The organism is Moraxella bovis, assembly GCF_025985205.1.
Classification (GTDB): Bacteria; Pseudomonadota; Gammaproteobacteria; order Pseudomonadales; family Moraxellaceae; genus Moraxella; species Moraxella bovis.
Map to the genome: position 1 here is coordinate 1,944,960 of NZ_CP087840.1, position 18,503 is coordinate 1,963,462.

Below are 18,503 nucleotides of genomic sequence, written 5' to 3' on the forward strand. Positions count from 1 at the left end.
TCAATTTTCAATTTTCAATTTTCAATTTTCAATTTTCAATTTTCAATTTTCAATTTTCAATTTTCAATTTTCAATTTTCAATTTTCAATTTTCAATTTTCAATTTTCAATTTTCAATTTTCAATTTTCAATTTTCAATTTTCAATTTTCAATTTTCAATTTTCAATTTTCAATTTTCAATTTTCAATTTTCAATTTTCAATTTTCAATTTTCAATTTTCAATTTTCAATTTTCAATTTTCAATTTTCAATTTTCAATTTTCAAAAGATTATCGGCGAAGGTTTTGTTTTGTCAAGTTTTTTATTCGCCAATCACTTCGCCCCACACGCCACACACAAATGCCCGAATCGCTTGCCAGTTATCATCATCGACCACGACCTGTTTTTCGGACAGTGCCAGCTCGTGCGTGGTTTTTCTCAGTGCCAAATACGCCTGCGTGAGCCTGTCGCACCAGTCATCAGACCACAGTCCTGTCTTTGCCACTTCTTCAAAGATACGCACGTTGTCCGACCAGATGGCAAGGCTCGGGTGAGCATGGGCGTGGGCAAGCACCATAAACTGAGCCAAAAACTCAATGTCAATCAACCCACCAAAGTCCTGCTTAATGTGAAAAGGCTGAACCAGTCCGTGGTTGTTGGGCTGATTTGATGATTTGGTGCCAAGATGTTCTTTCATCTTTTGACGCATGGACAGCACGTCTTGGCATACCTGCTCGGACTCTCGGTAAGCGGTCAGCACCTGATGGCGAGTGGCATCAAAGGCATTCAGCACCGCCTTGTCGCCTGCAATGCCCCTAGCCCGTACCAGTGCCTGATGTTCCCACGCCCACGCCTTATCACGCTGATAGCCATCAAAGCCCTGCACCGACACGACCATCACGCCTGCGTTGCCCGATGGTCGAAGACGCATGTCCAGCTCATAGACACGCCCATCACGGGTCTGCGTGGTCAGATAAGTGATGACCTTTTGGACAAGGCGAGAGGCGAACTTCATGCCACTAATCACCTTGACATTGTCGCCCACGGTATCGGCTTTTTCGTCAATGTCATGCAAAAACACCACGTCCAAATCTGACGCATAAGACATCTCAATCCCGCCCAATTTGCCATAACCAATGACCGCAAAACCGCATGCCGTCTCATCGGTGGGCATAGCATTGGCACGCACGGGATGACCGTGTTTGGCGACCAGCTCATCATAAGCCCTGCTAAGTGCCGATGACAGCACAACTTCGGCGATAAAGGTCAGGCTGTCCGAGACTTTCATGATGTGGCGTAAGCCTAGAATGTCAGCGGTTGCCACGGCCAGCACCTGTGACTTTTTAAAGGTGCGAATGGCAGTCAGATACTGCTCATTATCAAAGGGCAGTACCCGAAGTAGCTGTTGCCTTAGGATGTTGGTTAGCTCTGCTTTGTCGGGCAAATGCAAATAACGCTGTTGCAAAAAGTCATCAAGGAGCATGGGGTGCAAGGCAAGCTCTCGTGCTATCCACGGACTTGCTGAGAGCATGGGAATGAGCCCCATGGTCGCATTCGGGTTCTCTGCTATCATCACCAGATATATCGAGCGACGACAGATGGACTCCAACAGCGTGATAAGGCGTGGCACCGCATCATCAGCACGCTCCGCCCCATCACTCTTGGCATGATGACAGAGTGCATGTAGCAAAATCGGATACGCCCCATCAAGGCGTGCCTTGGCATCAGGCTCTAAACTGGTGACCAGCTTGGACTGCCAAAACTCATCTAACAAATGCAAGCCATCAGCACTGAGCAGTCCCTGCAACACCTGCTCCATCTCTGCCGTTTCGCCCAGTGAATGCGTGGGGCTTTGGCGGTCGGTGACCATGCGGTTAAAGGGGGCAAAGACATTTTGCCGATGACGGGCAAGCACCGCTTGAAAATCCACCACACTCTCAAAGCCTAGCACCTGTGCAATCGCCACCAGCTCATCGCCCATCGGCAGTCTCTGGGTCTGCTCATCATGACGGGCTTGGATGGCATGTTCTAATCGCCGTAAAAAGCGATAAGCATCCACAAGCTTGGTGCATTCATCATCATCTAGATAATCAAGCTCACCCAACATAGACAGCACATCCAGACAAGCCGACCGCTCGCCCAGTGCCAAATGATGACCGCCATAGATGAGCAAGAATGCCTGTGCGATGAACTCAATATCCCGAATACCGCCCACGCCCAGTTTGACATTATCGGTGTCTTGGCGTTGGGCTTGCTGTGCCATGATGAGCGTTTTCATCTCACGCAGTGCCGAAAAGGCGGTATAATCGATATAATAACGATACACGAAATTTTTCATCACTGCCGACAGCTCATCAGCAAAGGGCGTGGACACGGGATTGACCACTCTCGCCTTTAACCACGCAAACCGCTCCCACGTCCGTCCATGCTGATTAAAATACTTCTCTAACGCTGACAAGCTCATGATGAGCGGACTGCCATCGCCCCACGGACGCAGTCGCATGTCCACCCGAAACACAAAGCCATGCTCGCTGTGGTCGTTAAGCAAGCGGATGAGCATTCGCCCGAGCGTGGTCATGAACTTCTGATTCTCCACGCTCTTTTTGCCCTGCTCGCTGATGTCAGTATCGCCCGCCCCTAGATGTACAAAAATCAGGTCAATGTCGCTTGATAAATTCAGCTCTCTTGCCCCGAGCTTGCCCATGGCGATGACGGCAAATTCATCAGGCATGATTTTGGGGCTTTTTTTGCCCACGCCTCCCATGCCTGTCTGTGCCAACTGCACGCTACTGGTCATGGGTGTACCGTACCGCTCTGCTGTCTTGTGCCATGCATAGTCCTTGGCAAAGCACACGCACGCATCGGCAAAGTCCGACAGCTCCGTGGTGAGTCTCTCTAAGCTGATGACCCCTAACGCATCTTGCCATATCCATTTGACCATTAGCATGGCTCTAAGTTCTCGCATCGCTTGCATGACTGCCGATTCATCAATCTCATCATATTGCACATCGGCATATCTCATATCGTCTTTTTTATCATTCCCTTTTTTATCATCCTTATTTATACCATCTTTTGCATCATCTCCTTTTACATTATTCTCTTTTATGTCATCTTCTGCACCGCTTATGCCTGCACAAATCATCACAAACTCTCTGATTAGTCCATCAAACACCGCACGGTCAAGGGAATGCGTCAAACCAAATCGACCCAAAAACGCACCGACCTGTGACGGCTGTTTTTGATAAATGCCAAAGGCAAAAGGGCTGGCAAGGGCAAGCGTGGCAAGCTCGCTATCACTGGGGCAAAAATCAGACATGGCAACTCGCTCGATTTGTTGATTTGGGATTGATTAATTGATGATTTTTGCTTATTTTACACCAAATTTAAAAATTTACGCTATAATATCCAAAAAACAACCCATCATCATCATGGCACACACCCTACTACTCATCACCAAAAGCCCCCACGACCGCCAAGGCAAAGAAGCCCTAACGACCGCCACCACGCTACTAGACAGTGGCGAGCGTGTCTCAGTGTTTTTCTACAGTGACGGAGCATACACCGCCAATCGCCTAGCGTGGCAAAGTGCAGACGTGCCTGATGTCGCTCGCCTGTGGGTCGCCCTTGCCGAGCGGTATCATCTTGATTTGCCCGTCTGTGTCAGCACCGCTTTGGCACGGGGCATTAGCGACGCCGATAACGCCAGTCGTCATGGCTTGGACGGTGAGAACATTCTGCCCCCTTTTCGCTTGGTCGGACTCTCCGAGCTGGCACTACACATCGATGATGACACCCAACTGGTGCAGTTTTAACCATGAATATCCTAATCAAACTTGCTAGCGACAACGAACTCATCGCTTATGAAGCACTCGCCCTTGCCTTTGTACTGGCGACCTTTGACCATGATATCACGCTATTTCTTGACACGCCCACCCACCTACTGCTTGGCGACCCTGACAGTCGTATCTATGGCATGATACAGTCGCTTGATTTGTACGACATAGAAAAGGCATGGCACGGCTTTACTGATGAGCAGATGGCACGATTTGATGATGACATTCGGCACGCCCTAGCTGATGAGCGGTGCGTGTTCTATGATAAACGTGCGTTATTTGACAGCGTACTTGAATTTTAATCTTAACCAATCCTACCAGCCCCAAACCCGCCCCATGACCATGACCGACACCACAACTCCCCTGCCTAATGAGCTAACCTTGGACGCTGATGGGCATTTGACCGATCACACGCTTTGGACACCTGTCATCGCCCAACACCTTGCCGATACCTTGAATGTACAGCTAACGGACGTACATTATCGCATACTGGCACAGGTTCGGGCATTTTTTGACAAATATCATCACAGCCCTGCCACTCGCCCACTCATCAAACATCTATCCATCGCCCTGCCCGATGATGAGATTGACAACGCCAAACTCCAACAGCTCTTTAACACAGGATTGGTCGCACGCCATGTCAATCGCTTGGCAGGACTGCCCAAACCGCCGAATTGTTTGTAGATGATTGATTAAAATGTGCATGTTCTTTATTTAGACAATCTAAAATTTAAAAACAAACCACTTTTTACAAGATTTGATTACATTTTATTACAGTAAAATGATGAATATTTGGATAAGATAAGTTTCGAGAGTTTTTCTCACCCATTTTTTAACTAGGAGTTATCTTATGAAAAAGCTACTTGTTGTTGCCCTAGCTGGCATGTTTGTACTAACTGGTTGTAACACCATCAAGGGTTTTGGTAAAGACGTATCAAGAACTGGTGAAGCCGTGACTGACGGTGCCCAAAAGGTTCAAAACAAAATCTAATTGACACCCCATCAAACAAGCCCAATCTACACCAAGGTTGGGCTTGTTTTTGTTGGTTTGGTTTAGCTTAACTTATTTAACTTCGGTTCAACTTCGCTTTATCCGCATGGCATTTGCCACGACAAAAAGGCTAGACAAACTCATGCCAATGGCGGCAAGCCAAGGCGGTACATAGCCCATACCTGCTGGCACTAGGATAAGCGTGTTATACACCAACGCCCACCGCAGATTTTGGCGGATGATGTGGCGAGTTTTGACCGACAGATTGATGGCGTTATTAATGACGGATAGTTTACCACCAAGTAGCACGCCATCTGCCGACACCTGAGCCAAATCGCTCGCTCCTGCCATCGCCACTGATACGTTGGATGCGCCGAGTACAGGGGCGTCATTGATGCCGTCTCCCACCATCAGCACGGTATGTCCGTCTTTTTGTAGCTCTTTGATATGATTGACTTTATCAGTTGGCGATAGACCATGATAAGCATACTCTATGCCGAGCGTTTGGGCTACTGTCAAGGCGTTGTCGCTTGGGTCGCCTGTTAGCATAAGCGGGATAATGCCTTGTTTTTTAAGGTTATCTATCGTCTGTCTAGCGTCCGTGCGTACCACGTCATTAAAATAAAAACGTGCCACCATGCCCCAACTCTCGCCTGCCTTAACCGACAACGCCACCGACATATTAGCCCCAAAGGTATCGAGCCGTTCGACTATCACATGACCGCCACCGCCATTTAACACAAATCCGTCATGCCCGATACGATACCACACCCCGTCCACACAGCCTTCCACGCCCCCTGCCGTGTGGTGCGTGGCGTTTTGTACTTTTGGCAAATGCAAACCGTGAGCGGACGTCAGGATAGCCCGTGCCACAGGGTGCTTTGAGCCGACTTCTAGGCTTGCCCCGACTTTTAGCCAATGCGTTTTGTCATGGGTGGTATAATCCACATGCAGTAGGTTGGCTTGCCCGACCGTGAGCGTGCCTGTTTTGTCAAATGCCACATGGCTGACTTCCGACAGGCTTTGAATGGTATGCCCCCGAGTCGCCAAAAAGCCCAAACCTGCCAGTCGGTTGGTCGCCATGGTCAGAGCAATGGGCGTGGCAAGGCTCAACGCACACGGACAGGTTGCCACCAGTACCGCCACTGTTGCCCATAGGGCTTGGGTTTTATCCACAAACAGCCATATCACAAAAATCAGTACCGACAGCACGAGCACCCGAGCGACAAACCACCGCGCCATGCGGTCGGTATCTTGGGCGATTTGTGGTTTTTCGCTCATCGCACGGTTCATCAGGCGGTCGATGAGTGCCATTTGACTGTCGTCCGTTTGGGCGGTTACAAGCATGACAAAAGGCTGTGCGTCATTTTGTGAACCACCTGCCAATGTGTCGCCTTGCTTTTTAACAATCAAATCACTCTCGCCTGTCAAAAGACTCTGCGACACCGTGGCAGACTCCGACAACAGCACGCCATCACAGGCGATTTGTTGCCCTGCCTCTACCCAAATGACATCGCCGACCGTTAGGGCTTGGGCAAGCACTTTATCATCATCCGCCACGTCATGACTGGCATGAGCATTTCGCCAGTCTTTGATGAGTTCGTTATCCAACGAACCATTGGCAAATTCTGCAATGAGTTCGTCCGAATGCCCAAGTCGTTTGATAAGCACAGGCTCAATCACGACCAAATCGCTTGCCATGTTGGACGCTTTTAACCGTGCGTTTTGCTCAATGTAGCGACCGGCAAGCAAAAAGAAAATAAACATGGATACCGAGTCAAAATACGTCTCGCCTGATTGGGTCAGCGTGGCATATAGGCTTGCCCCAAAGGTTACGATAAGGGCGATAGAGACAGGCACGTCCATATTGACCTGCCGAGCCTTTATGGCGTTATAAGCGGAGCGAAAAAACGGCACGCCTGCATAAAAAATGACAGGCATGGTAACAAACAACGCCACCGCCCTTAAAAAATGACGGTGTTCGTCCGCCATGCCCGAATAATCGCCAAAATACAGCCCGATAGAAAACATCATCGCCTGCATCGCCCCGACCGCCGCCACGCCCAGACGGATAAGCATTTGCTTGTTTTGGCGTTTCATCATCGCTTCATGCGTGTCCTGTCGATACGGACGAGCGTCATAGCCGACCGAATGCACCGCCCCCAAAATATCGCCAATACTGCAACGGCTCTCATCCCAGTTTACACGCATACGCTGTTGGGTGAGATTGACCTGACACGCTCGAACCCCGTCCAGACCACGCAGGCGTGTCTCAATGAGCCATGTACATGCCGTACAACGCAAATTCGCCACCGACAGCTCTGCTGTGCTACCCCCGTCTTCACGATAGACGAATTGGGCTTTGACATCGTCATGATTATAAGCATCAAAATTGGCAAGCGGCAGTGGTGCGGTCGGACTTATCTCACGGCGGTCAAGATAATATTGCGAAAGCCCAAGCTCTACAATACTCTCGGAGGCAAGCTGACAACCCAAACAGCACATGGGGCGTGGCTTATCAAAAATCACGGTAAAAAATGGCTCACTGGGCAACTTCTCGCCACAATGAAAACAATGCCCGTCAGGGGGCAACACTAGGCTGGTGTCAATGGGGTCTTGGGGGGTGTCGGTCATGGCGTGTCATGCGTGCAAAAGTGGTATTATAACATGGCTTGGGTAGAATGGGTGGGGCGGGGTGTGGCAAGCTCATTGCTTTTTAAATTTGACATCAGCTAACAAAATTGAATTTTACCACAAAGACCGTAGCACTTTTTCATTTTGTAATGAGGCAATGGCAAATGGTGCAAAGCAAGCAAACGATGCCATACAAAAAGTGGCTGATACCTACAAAACTGCCGAACAAAAAATTGCAGACGCCTACAAAAACGCCGAACAAGCTGTTAAAGATGGCGTAAAAACTGCTGAGGAAGCCGTTAAAGAAGTTGCCCAAAAAGCCCAACAAATCGCCAAAGACCTTACCAAAGAAGTCTCAGACACACTCAAAGAAATATCCGATGAGCCTGCTGATGCCTTTGATAAGTTTAAAGAAGCAGTACAAGACACCTTTGACAAATGGCGTGAAACAGGTTGGTGATTTCTTTGCTAAATTTGATTTTCCCAACATTCCCACAGATTGGCTCCCCGACATCGTTAAAGATTGGCTAGATTTGCCACGCACAGGCGAATACTACGTCTATGACCCATTAACCTTGGACTTAAATGGTAATGGCGTCATTGACGTGATTGGCACGGATGGTTATAAAGGGGCATTATTTATTCATGATAATCTCAACATACCTGCAATCAATGAAGAAGAAAGATGGGTAGCTTGATTATTATAAAAATAATCTGTTTTATGAGTAAGAAAACAAATGTTGTGTATATGAGTAAATGGGTGTATAATTGGTTGGTTATGATGGGTGGGTGGTGGCAAGTTTGAGCTGGTCTTGATAATAAGATGGTGTATTAAGTCTTAAAATGTTGGGTGTTGCTATTGTTATAGCTCCATCCATCCTGCGGACTTAGGAGTTTTACAAAATGGGTGAAAAGATATTTGATTACATCGCCAATCATAGAACATTGGTTCTTTTGTTGGTACCTGCAATGATGGTATTTTCTTATTTGGTTGTGTTGGTTAATCCTTTTAATTTTATTGAATTAATCAACTATAAACTACTGGAAAGATATACACCATCATTTTTTAAGATGATTTCTATTGATAGATTGAGAGCAAAAACATCAATCATGAGTTTTTTGGTGTTTTACCATGTCTTATTTTTATGTTTATATTATTTAATATTATTTTACTATGTTTTGTATTATAAATTTTTTATAAAATATCGTCATGGTGATAATTTTATTGATGTAATGAATAATAACATAAAAAGAAGTGGTTTTTTTGTTTTTATGACTTGGATTGTATCAACGGTCATGGTTGTCGGCTGTTTTTTTGTGTACAATCATTCCATTAGAATTCATGAAATAAGAATCTTATTTTTATCTATTGGAGTAACAGGTTTTTATCCTATGTATATTGTTTATACATTCCATCTACTATTTGTTGCTTTTTTGAACGCAAAGAAGCAATGATTCGCAAATTATAGGAGTAAATTTTATGTCAAATAATCAAGAAGATTATTCGGTTGATAGGCTAAAAAATGATATTAGTAACGTAGTACTGATTACCACTAATTTTGTTAGTGATTGGAAAGATGCAGATGCCACTCGCTATGCAAGCAGGGGGGATTTTTTCAAGGAATATGGGGAGAAAGTATACAAAAACTCCCTAGATTACTTTAAGGCAGCAAGCAGTATTCTTGAAAAATCTAACACGCCCCAAGCTCAAAGAGTAGCTAAAGATATTGCTGCGATTAATAAGCGTTTGGGAAGTGCAATGGAGGGCATGGGTTCAGAGCTGTATAAAAAAGTTGGAGAAAATGCCCACAAAGCAACCCAAGCAGCCATGAATTCAAAAGTGGCAGCAGGTGCAGGAGCTGCTGTTAGTGTAACAGAATTGGCTGTAGCAGTAAATAATGCAAGTGAAACAGGCGATTGGGAAGGTGTGGGTGAGGCGGCTAGTGGCTTACTAGGTTCAGTGCTTGGTGCCGGAGCTGGCACTATTCTGTTAATAGGATTGGCAACAGTTGCTGGTTCAGTTGCGGTTTTACCTGCTATTGCTATTGGAGCAGCCGCCGCCGTTGGAGCATTTGCAGGTAGCGAATTGGCAAAAGCAGGTTGGCACTGGGCAAAAGACATCAGAGATGACTTATCAGACACTTTGACGGATTTGCTTGAGGACTGGCTAGACATCCCCCGCTCAGGCGAATACTACGTCTATGACCCATTAACCTTGGACTTAAATGGTAATGGCATCATTGACGTGATTGGCACGGATGGTTATAAAGGGGCGTTATTTATTCATGACAATCTCAACATACCTGCAATCAATGAAGAAAAAAGATGGGTGGCTTGATTGCTATAGAAAGACAATGACAAATGGAGAAAAAGTGTTGTGTTGGTTAGTGAATGGATGTATAATTTCGTGAATTCTTTTGGCTGATAACATGAAAACTGGTGATTTTGTATTCTTATCTTTAATATGCTGTGCTATATGGGTTATACCCTACTGTGTTTGGCATGGTCGTGGACTACCACCTGAAAAAGACTTGCATTATGTAACAGGTAAGGTTAGGCTGGTTACTGTTGCTAAAGATGGCAAAAATAGAGACATTAAACACATGAGTATTGTCAATCCCCAAACCAAAGAAAAACTGATGATTGCTTGTGGCAACATAGTTATTCCCAAAAAAGACATGTTTAGCAATTGTTTCTTAACAGATGACCATCTAAGCCAAACACTTACCATTGGTTATTATTACCAACCCTCAGTACTTGGTATTACCAATGAAATCCCCCAAATGGCAACCATTCATATCAACAAACCTAATGGTGAGATGACGGCTGTTGATAGTTATGCCTCAACAAAAGATAAAATAGTATCTGCTAATCGGTTTTTTTTGATATTTACTTTGTTTATCTCAATTTTGTTGATATGGTCTGAGATAAGAGATTTTAAAAAAGAGCTAAAAAAGAAGGAGCAAGAATATGACAACTAAACTAATCACAGAAGCCGTCGAGCAAGCCATTAAAACCGCTGGTGGTGCTGGCGGTGTTGCTGGCAATGGCATTAACATCAAAACACTGCTTGATAAAGCGGAAGGCGGTGATGGGGTTGGTGTGGGTGCTGCTACGGTAGCAATAGCGGCTGGTATTGCTGGTACCGCACATACTATTATTGAAAAAAGCCCAGAAGGTAAGTGGGCAAAAGGAATAGTGGGGCTAGGTGCCATCGCTGGTGTTGCATTAGCTTATCAAGACTATCAAACCATGAAAGACAGCTATACCAAAAGCGGTGAAATTAACCTAAAAGATGCCCTTAGCTTTGCAGGTAATGCATTGGCGGTTGCGGCAGGTATTGCCCTGATAGCTAATCCAGCTGGAGCAACTGTTGCTGCACTTACAGTGGGTTCGGTAGCTTTTGCAGGAGCAAGTTTGGCAGTGGATAAAGAAACAGATTTATTTAATAATGACATCAAGGATAAACTAAACGACATCGCCTTAGGTAAGCCCATTCAAGATTTCTTTGATAACCAAGTCGGAGATGCTGTCGAAAAAATGCTAGAAAACAGAGAAAAACTAGGAGAATTAGTAGATAAAATCAAAGATTAAATCACCAATAGCGAAAACCACAGCCCAACCAAATTACTTGAAAAACTGCTAACACCAATCATGGAGTTTGGTATCAGCCTTTCAAAAGATGGTGATAAACTGTCTGATGAAATTGGGGATATTGCTAAAAAAGCATGGGAGTTTACCAAAGAAGTATGGGATAAAATAGCCGACTGGCTTGAAAATCCTACAGATTGGCTCCCTGACATCGTCAAAGACTGGCTAGACATCCCCCGCACAGGCGAATACTACGTCTATGACCCATTAACCTTGGACTTAAATGGTAATGGTCTGATTGATGTTATTGGCACGGATGGTTATAAAGGGGCGTTATTTGACCATAATGGCGATGGTATTGCCACCGCAACAAGTTGGGTATCGGGTGCTGATGGTCTTTTGGTGTTGGATAGAAATGGCGATGGCGTGATTAATAGCGGTCGTGAGCTCTTCGGGGATAGTACACTGCTATCTAATGGATCGACCGCCCGTCACGGCTATGAGGCACTTGCTGAATTTGATGACAATGGCGATGGTGTCATTAATGCTGATGACGAGATTTTTAGCCGTCTAAAAGTATGGCAGGATAAAAATGGCGATGGCATCAGCACCCAAGATGAAATGACAGAGCTTGACAAGCTGGGTATTGACAATCTGTCTTTGACATATCGTGATGTTAATAAAGCACTGGGCAAAGGCGTAACAGTCGCCCAGCAAGGTACTTATACCAAAGATGGTGCCAAACACATGATGGCGGATTTACAATTTGAGCATAACAGTATTTACAGCCGTTATACGGACAGCTTGGAGCTGTCTGATGCTCAAAAAGAACTCCCAAATCTAAAAGGCATGGGCAGATTAAGAGACCTACGACAAGCCAGTGCACTATCCGAAAACCTAACCAATCTCTTAACCCAATATCAATCAGCAACCACCAAGACTGCACAGCTTGCTCTACTACCTGCTCTCATCAATGCATGGGCAGAGACTGACCCGAGCACCAAAGATGAAATCAGTGACATCATGTTTTCATCATCATTAACACGCACTAAAAATTCAGGCGTTGGTCTGACACCATCACAAGCCAGTGCTATTGCCAATTTCGTGATTGACCCAGTGTCACAGAAAAAGCTTAATGAAATCCGACACAAAATTGATATTTTGGATAGTTTTACAGGAACAAAAACTGAAAAAATTTATATCACCAACAATAAACGTGCCGAAGAAATCTTAAAATCTATTAATACCAGCCACCATAATCTAGAAAAGAGTATTTATCACGCTCTTTTGACACAAACAAGACTTTCGCCTTACCTTGAAAAAGTTGCTCTTACCTTTGGTGATAACGGTCTTTCTTTTGATTACAATGAATTAGAAGCATTCATCAACGCCAAATACCAAGATGACCCAAAAAACGCCTTTGTGGACTTGGCAGAACTTTTGGTCTATGGTGGCATCACTGGATGGGGCGAAGGTCGTGTCATATTGGCTAAGTTTGCCCAAGATGCTAAAGACAAGGGCGTTATTGAGGACTACCTTGCCTTATTGGATAATGCAACAACTGCTAAGCTTGCCACTCAATACGGAAGCGACAGCAATGACCTGTTAACTGCTGTCGGCATGCTGGATAAAGATATACTAGAGGGTCATGAAGGTAATGACACATTAATAGCAGGAAGTGCAGACAGCCTTCTAATAGGTGGAACAGGTTCTGACACCTATATTTACAAACAAGGTTTTGGTAATTCAGTGATTGACAATCATGATACCAGTCATGGCAGACTGGATGTTATTAACATCACATTTGCAAATCTTGCCGATATCAACTATGAACGTCAAGGTGAGAGTCTTGTTATCCGAGTCGCAGGTGAATCAGGCACAATTACCGTTCGTGATATGTTTGCTGGGGATGAATTAACTAAGCACATTGACCAAATCATACTCAAAGACGGAGTCATTACCCTAAGCGACATTAAAAAAGAGCTTTTAAAAGGTACAGATAATAACGATACCATCATCGGTTTTGGTAGTGACGATATCATCCATGCAAGAGCAGGAGATGATATCATTGAGGGTCGTGGTGGCAATGACATTATTTATGCAGGAGACGGCAATAACCGCATCAATGCAGGGGCAGGAGATGACATTATTCATCTACTAAGTGGCAACAATCATGCTTATGGTGGCGATGGAGATGATATCATATATTCAGGCATTGGTAACGACAAGCTAGAGGGTGGCATTGGCTCAGATGTTTATGTGCTGGGTAAAAATTTCGGTAAAGACGAAATCATTAATTTCAACCCAAACGGTCAGGATAAAGATGTGATTAAATTCACTGATGGTATCTTGCTCAGCCATTTGGATATCAAACGTACAGACAACCATTTGATTATCAATCAAAAAGGAACCACCAATAGCATTAAAGTAACAAACTTCTTTGAAAGAGATGCACTCGGTGACTTTAACGTACAGCAAATTATTGGAGCGGATGGCAATTATCTTACAGTTGACCAAATAAAAGCTATTGTCATGCAAGGGACAGCAGATGATGACAACCTATATGCTTATAGTGAAGGCTCCAGATTGGATGGTAAGGAAGGGTCTGACAGACTGATTGGCAATGCTGGCAATGACACCTTGATTGGTGGCACTGGTAATGATCAGTTGGAGGGTGGTGCTGGCAATGACACCTATTTGTTTGAACTGGGTGATGGTAAAGATACTATTAACAGCCGTGACAACAACACTAATAAGATTGACAGCATTGTCTTTGGTGAGAACATCAATCCCGAACAAGTAACTCTAAAACGAATTGGCAACAACCTTGTCATCAGCTATTCAGAACAAGACCAAGTTACTGTACAAAACTTCTTTGACTCTAATGGAGTAACCAACTATCGCATTGACCAAATCAAGTTTGCAGATGGTACTATTTGGCATGTTGATGACATCAAAGACAAAGTGCTACAAGCCACACAAGGCGATGATGTCATTCAAGGCTATGCTGGTGATGACATCCTGACAGGCTTGGATGGTAATGACAGACTGATTGGCAATGCTGGCAACGATACTTTGATTGGTGGTGCTGGTAATGACCGATTAGAAGGTGGTGAAGGTAATAACACCTATGTGTTTAGCCTCGGAGATGGCAAAGACACCATTTATAGTCATTATCAAAACAAGCATGACATCATTGAGTTCACGCAAGACATTCATGCTGATAAGGTGCTTATTAAAAGAGACTACAACAACCTTGTCATCAGCTATTCAGAACAAGACCAAATTACTGTAGAACGCTTCTTTGGTGACAATGGCTTGACCACAAACCGCATCAACCAAGTAAAATTCACTGATGGCACCATTTGGACAGCAGATGACATCAAGAGTCTTATTGCTCAAGGTACATCTCATAATGACAACATTTGGGGTTATGACAATGAAGATGATGTCATTTACGGTCAAGATGGTAACGACAATCTATATGGAAAAGGTGGTAATGACACTCTAATTGGTGGTGCTGGTAATGACACCCTTAATGGTGGTGCTGGTGATGACACCTATGTGTTTGAAGGTCAGTGGGGTCAAGACATCATATCTGACAATGCTGGTACTAACCAAATCCGTTTGGAAGGTGTGAGTCCTGATAATTTACACCTATTTAAAGATGGCAATGCCTTAGTTATTAAACAGCTTGGCACCGACAATAAAATTACCATCAACCATCAATTTGCTGATAACGAGAATATCACTGACGTAAGAAGCATACAATCCATCATCTTTGATAAAGATGTCGTTTGGGATGCTAATGCCATCAAACAAAAAGCTGTAATTGGTACAGATGATGATAACATCATTCATGGTTTTAGTGATGATGATGTCATGTTGGGTGGTATTGGTAATGATACCTTAATTGGCAACACTGGTAATGACACTCTAATTGGTGGTGCTGGTAATGACACCCTTAATGGTGGTGCTGGTGATGACACCTATGTGTTTGAAGGTCAGTGGGGTCAAGACATCATATCTGACAATGCTGGTACTAACCAAATCCGTTTGGAAGGTGTGAGTCCATCTGATGTTTATCTATATCGTGATAACGCACACCTAATGATTAAACAATTAGGCTCAGAAAACAGCATTCAAATCTTACATCAGTTTGATGACAACATCAATCACAACCCTATCTCAAGCATTCTATTTGCTGATGGGACAATATGGGAAAGCTCCATCTTTAAGCAACTTGCGGTCATCGGAACACAATCGGATGATGTACGTCACGGTTTTGATAGTGCTGATATTATGCATGGTAGAGATGGTAACGATACGCTCTATGGTGAGGGTGGTGACGACATACTCTATGGTGAGGATGGCAATGATGTGTTAGATGGGGGCTTGGGTGCAGACCGCCTACTTGGTGGTGCTGGCAATGATACCTACCATGTCAATGAATCAGGAGATGAAGTTATTGAGAATGCCAAAGAGGGTGAGGACATTGTCATCAGTGAAATTGACTACACTTTAACTCAAAACGTAGAAAATCTCACTCTAACCAATAATCAACAGGCCATCACTGCAACAGGAAATAATCTAAACAACATCTTAACTGGAAACACCTTTAACAACATCCTAGATGGAAGAGAAGGAATAGATACCATGATTGGCGGTCTAGGTGATGACACTTATTATGTAGATAACACCCTAGATATTATCATAGAGGAAACTGGCGAAGGTTACGATAGTGTCATTGCAAGTAGCGACTACACATTATCAGAACATGTTGAAAATCTAACCTTGGTTGGAGATGCCATCGTTGCTATCGGTAATGACCTAGACAACATTCTCATCGGCAACGAGAAATTCAACCGCTTAGATGGCGGCCATGGCGACGACACTCTAGATGGAGGTTTGGGTGCTGATACCATGATTGGGGGTTTGGGCAATGATACCTATCATGTAGACAACGCCCTAGACGTCATCATAGAACTGCCTGACGAAGGTTATGACACCATCATTAGCCAAGTTGATTATACGCTTGTCAAAAATGTGGAGCGTATAATTCTAGAAGCAGGCTCAAATGCCACTCATGCCACGGGCAACGAACTTGACAATCACATCATCGGCAATGAGACAGATAATGTGATTGACGGTGGCATGGGTGCCGATCTCATGGATGGCGGTCTTGGCGACGACTACTATGTCGTTGATAATGAGTTTGACAACGTTGTAGAGCAGTTCGATGGCGGTATAGACACCGTAGAGCAACATATTGACCGTCCATTCTATGGCTTTGACGAGTTTGGCAATGCTGTAAAAACAGGCTCTTACAACCTACTGTTTAATGATGTAGAGAATCTCATCTTAAAAGGCGAGGCAACAAAAGCCTTTGGTCATGACCTAGATAACATCATCACCTTAAACAACAAAGACAACTTTGTTAATGCCCTATCAGGTAATGACACCATCATCTATCAAAAAGGCGGTGGGCGTGACACCATTCTAAGCACTGACAGCTTAGAGAGCAAAGACGCCTTGGTGATTCATGGCTATGATTTGTCAGAGGCGATGTTTGTGCGTGTAACCAACACAGCAAGCAATCATGACATGCTCCAAATTCGCTTTAAGGGCACAAACGACCAAATCACGCTCATAGATTACTTTGCAGAACAGGTAGACGGCTTTGACAATCGCATGGATGAAATCACCTTTACAAAAGGCGGTAATACCACCACGCTATCTCAAAGCGAATTTGAGGCAAAAATATTTGCCCAAACCAATAACCACGCCCCTTGGGTAAATAAACATCCAAGACCCATCAAAGGTGAGATTGGCAAAGCCCTATCCATCACCTTTGATAAAGACACCATTAAAGATGCGGATGCTTATGACAGCGAACTGTCTTATCGTCTCACACTTGCCAGCACGGGAGCTGATGGACGGTACGAGCCACTACCTGATTGGCTCTCCTTTGACCCCAGCACGCTCACCTTGACAGGCACACCACCCAAAGGGACAGCAGGCAACCTTCAATTCATCTTATGGGGTGAATACAGCTTTAATCACAGTGCAGGGGCGTATATCAACCTTAGCATTGCTGGTGCCACAGTGGATAAGCCCACAGAGACATCTCCATCAGCCCCTGTTGCCATCGGTGATACCATCAAAGACACCCAAGGCAATGACACCTTAAGAGGCACAACCGCCGATAATACGTTTGTCTACACAAAAGGCGTTGACACCATCATTGATAAAGGTGGTAATGACACGTTGGTGTTTGGCAATGGCATTACCTTTAATCAGGTAGGTTCCACTCTTTTGATGTCAGGCAATGATTTGATACTGCGAGTCAATGGTAGCACCACCAATCAAGTAACGCTAAAAGACTTCTTTGGCAGTGCCAACAGCATTATCGAGACCATCAAGTTTGAGACAGGCGGTCAGATTGATTACAAGAGAATCTATGAGCTTTTTGGCAAAGAAGTGCCAGCCGATACACCTGCCCCAACAACAAACGACACCACAACACCCACCACGCCAACGGTCAGCCCACAAAACAGCTTTATTGGCACCAATAAAGCTGACAAACTAACTGGTGCCGATGGCAATGACCAATTACAGGGCTTAGCAGGGGCAGACACCTTAGATGGCAAAGCAGGACATGACATTCTCATCGGTGGCAATGACAGACTTATCGGTGGCAGTGGCAATGACCTATACTACTTTACCAAAGGTTTTGGCAAAGACACCATCGTTAATACAGGCGGTGGCTATGACAACATCTACTTTGATGGCATAAGCTTTAACCAAGTTGGCAGGGGTCTTACCAAGATGAATAATAACCTTATTCTAAAAGTATCTGGAAGCACTGATGAGCTGACCATCAAAGACTTCTTTGCAGGAGGCGATAATGCTGACATCAATATCAGCTTTGCTGACGGCGGTAGCATTAGTGCCACAGAGCTACTTGGTCTGTTCAAGTCAAGTAAAACCGCCACCCATACAGACATTGACGGCTTTAACAAAGCACTTGATGTGTCTTTGGCACTAATGGAGGAGTTTAAGACTCTCACCACAGAGAGTGGCACGACAATTATTTAAGTTTGACTTTACTTGTGTTTTATCTTACGCCCTCAAATTTAGGTTTGGGGGCGTTTTATGTGGGTTGTTTGGGGTGGTGTTTTGCAGTTGGTTAATGCACCCAACCCAAATCCATGAATTTTTTATGAAAAAAAACATGGAAAAAGCAAAAACCAATTTAAAAATGATAAAATTTGTGTATAATCTAATCTGCTTAAGGCGTGTTGAACTTTTATATTTGCAATGAAAAATGAGGAAAATCGCACGTTTTTCAAGGAAAAAGTGAAGTTTGATAGTCGTTCTATCAAACAAGCTTTTATTATGAAAAACATCCGACCACTTAATCTGATAAATCTTAAGATTTTAACTTAATTTTAAAAATTAAGTGGTCGGATAGCCA

The 18,503-nt window shown here is 44.3% G+C and carries 13 protein-coding genes; 11 read left to right on the forward strand and 2 right to left on the reverse strand.

Annotated elements, in window-relative coordinates:
• Positions 1–299: 299 nt before the first annotated feature.
• Positions 300–3,293, reverse strand: coding sequence for a bifunctional [glutamate--ammonia ligase]-adenylyl-L-tyrosine phosphorylase/[glutamate--ammonia-ligase] adenylyltransferase (gene glnE / locus LP107_RS09860; protein ID WP_228157788.1), 2,994 nt, complete (start codon positions 3,291–3,293; stop codon positions 300–302).
• Between the two features lie 112 nt (positions 3,294–3,405).
• Here glnE and tusD point away from each other — a divergent pair, with 112 nt between their 5' ends.
• The 4 genes from tusD (at position 3,406) to LP107_RS09880 (ending at position 4,801) form a co-directional block, all read left to right on the forward strand.
• The gene (gene tusD, locus LP107_RS09865) at positions 3,406–3,789 is read left to right on the forward strand and encodes a sulfurtransferase complex subunit TusD (protein ID WP_078274201.1); all 384 of its coding nucleotides are present in this window, start codon (positions 3,406–3,408) and stop codon (positions 3,787–3,789) included.
• A gap of 2 nt (positions 3,790–3,791) precedes the next feature.
• On the forward strand, positions 3,792–4,112 hold the full coding sequence (locus LP107_RS09870; protein WP_112741970.1) for a hypothetical protein: 321 nt from the start codon (positions 3,792–3,794) through the stop codon (positions 4,110–4,112).
• 34 nt (positions 4,113–4,146) lie between these two features.
• Complete coding sequence (locus LP107_RS09875; protein ID WP_181879621.1) at positions 4,147–4,494, forward strand: TusE/DsrC/DsvC family sulfur relay protein; 348 nt, start codon at positions 4,147–4,149, stop codon at positions 4,492–4,494.
• 166 nt (positions 4,495–4,660) lie between these two features.
• The gene (locus LP107_RS09880; protein ID WP_112741969.1) at positions 4,661–4,801 is read left to right on the forward strand and encodes an entericidin A/B family lipoprotein; all 141 of its coding nucleotides are present in this window, start codon (positions 4,661–4,663) and stop codon (positions 4,799–4,801) included.
• A gap of 87 nt (positions 4,802–4,888) precedes the next feature.
• On the opposite strand, the gene LP107_RS09885 is transcribed toward LP107_RS09880, so the two are convergent.
• Positions 4,889–7,435: a heavy metal translocating P-type ATPase gene (locus LP107_RS09885; RefSeq protein WP_112741968.1), complete on the reverse strand. Its 2,547-nt coding sequence runs from the start codon at positions 7,433–7,435 to the stop codon at positions 4,889–4,891.
• 157 nt (positions 7,436–7,592) lie between these two features.
• Between LP107_RS09885 and LP107_RS09890 the strand changes: the two genes are divergently transcribed.
• The 7 genes from LP107_RS09890 (at position 7,593) to LP107_RS09920 (ending at position 18,124) form a co-directional block, all read left to right on the forward strand.
• On the forward strand, positions 7,593–7,895 hold the full coding sequence (locus LP107_RS09890) for a hypothetical protein (protein WP_162860362.1): 303 nt from the start codon (positions 7,593–7,595) through the stop codon (positions 7,893–7,895).
• Positions 7,879–8,133, forward strand: a complete 255-nt coding sequence (locus tag LP107_RS09895; protein WP_078274176.1) for a hypothetical protein — start codon at positions 7,879–7,881, stop codon at positions 8,131–8,133. The genes LP107_RS09890 and LP107_RS09895 overlap by 17 nt, the downstream gene beginning before the upstream one ends.
• 205 nt (positions 8,134–8,338) lie before the next feature.
• Positions 8,339–8,890 (forward strand): hypothetical protein, encoded by a 552-nt coding sequence (locus LP107_RS09900; RefSeq protein WP_078274177.1) that lies wholly within the window; start codon positions 8,339–8,341, stop codon positions 8,888–8,890.
• Between the two features lie 25 nt (positions 8,891–8,915).
• The gene (locus tag LP107_RS09905) at positions 8,916–9,773 is read left to right on the forward strand and encodes a hypothetical protein (RefSeq protein WP_264676152.1); all 858 of its coding nucleotides are present in this window, start codon (positions 8,916–8,918) and stop codon (positions 9,771–9,773) included.
• 91 nt (positions 9,774–9,864) lie between these two features.
• Entirely contained in the window at positions 9,865–10,416 is a 552-nt protein-coding gene (locus tag LP107_RS09910; protein ID WP_162860361.1) for a hypothetical protein, read from the forward strand.
• On the forward strand, positions 10,406–11,029 hold the full coding sequence (locus LP107_RS09915; RefSeq protein WP_112741965.1) for a hypothetical protein: 624 nt from the start codon (positions 10,406–10,408) through the stop codon (positions 11,027–11,029). Before LP107_RS09910 ends, LP107_RS09915 begins: the two co-directional genes overlap by 11 nt.
• 60 nt (positions 11,030–11,089) lie before the next feature.
• Positions 11,090–18,124 carry a calcium-binding protein gene (locus tag LP107_RS09920; protein ID WP_112741964.1) on the forward strand — a complete coding sequence of 2,345 codons (7,035 nt, stop codon included), beginning with the start codon at positions 11,090–11,092 and terminating at the stop codon, positions 18,122–18,124.
• Positions 18,125–18,503 lie beyond the last annotated feature (379 nt).

Coding starts and splice junctions, on each gene's coding strand:
- LP107_RS09875 (WP_181879621.1), top strand. CDS start 4,147: ATGACCATGACCGACACCACAACTCCCCTGCCTAATGAGCTAACCTTG.
- LP107_RS09905 (WP_264676152.1), top strand. CDS start 8,916: ATGTCAAATAATCAAGAAGATTATTCGGTTGATAGGCTAAAAAATGAT.
- LP107_RS09870 (WP_112741970.1), top strand. CDS start 3,792: ATGAATATCCTAATCAAACTTGCTAGCGACAACGAACTCATCGCTTAT.
- LP107_RS09920 (WP_112741964.1), top strand. CDS start 11,090: ATGGAGTTTGGTATCAGCCTTTCAAAAGATGGTGATAAACTGTCTGAT.
- LP107_RS09880 (WP_112741969.1), top strand. CDS start 4,661: ATGAAAAAGCTACTTGTTGTTGCCCTAGCTGGCATGTTTGTACTAACT.
- LP107_RS09915 (WP_112741965.1), top strand. CDS start 10,406: ATGACAACTAAACTAATCACAGAAGCCGTCGAGCAAGCCATTAAAACC.
- glnE (WP_228157788.1), bottom strand. CDS start 3,293: ATGTCTGATTTTTGCCCCAGTGATAGCGAGCTTGCCACGCTTGCCCTT.
- LP107_RS09900 (WP_078274177.1), top strand. CDS start 8,339: ATGGGTGAAAAGATATTTGATTACATCGCCAATCATAGAACATTGGTT.
- LP107_RS09910 (WP_162860361.1), top strand. CDS start 9,865: ATGAAAACTGGTGATTTTGTATTCTTATCTTTAATATGCTGTGCTATA.
- tusD (WP_078274201.1), top strand. CDS start 3,406: ATGGCACACACCCTACTACTCATCACCAAAAGCCCCCACGACCGCCAA.
- LP107_RS09890 (WP_162860362.1), top strand. CDS start 7,593: ATGGCAAATGGTGCAAAGCAAGCAAACGATGCCATACAAAAAGTGGCT.
- LP107_RS09885 (WP_112741968.1), bottom strand. CDS start 7,435: ATGACCGACACCCCCCAAGACCCCATTGACACCAGCCTAGTGTTGCCC.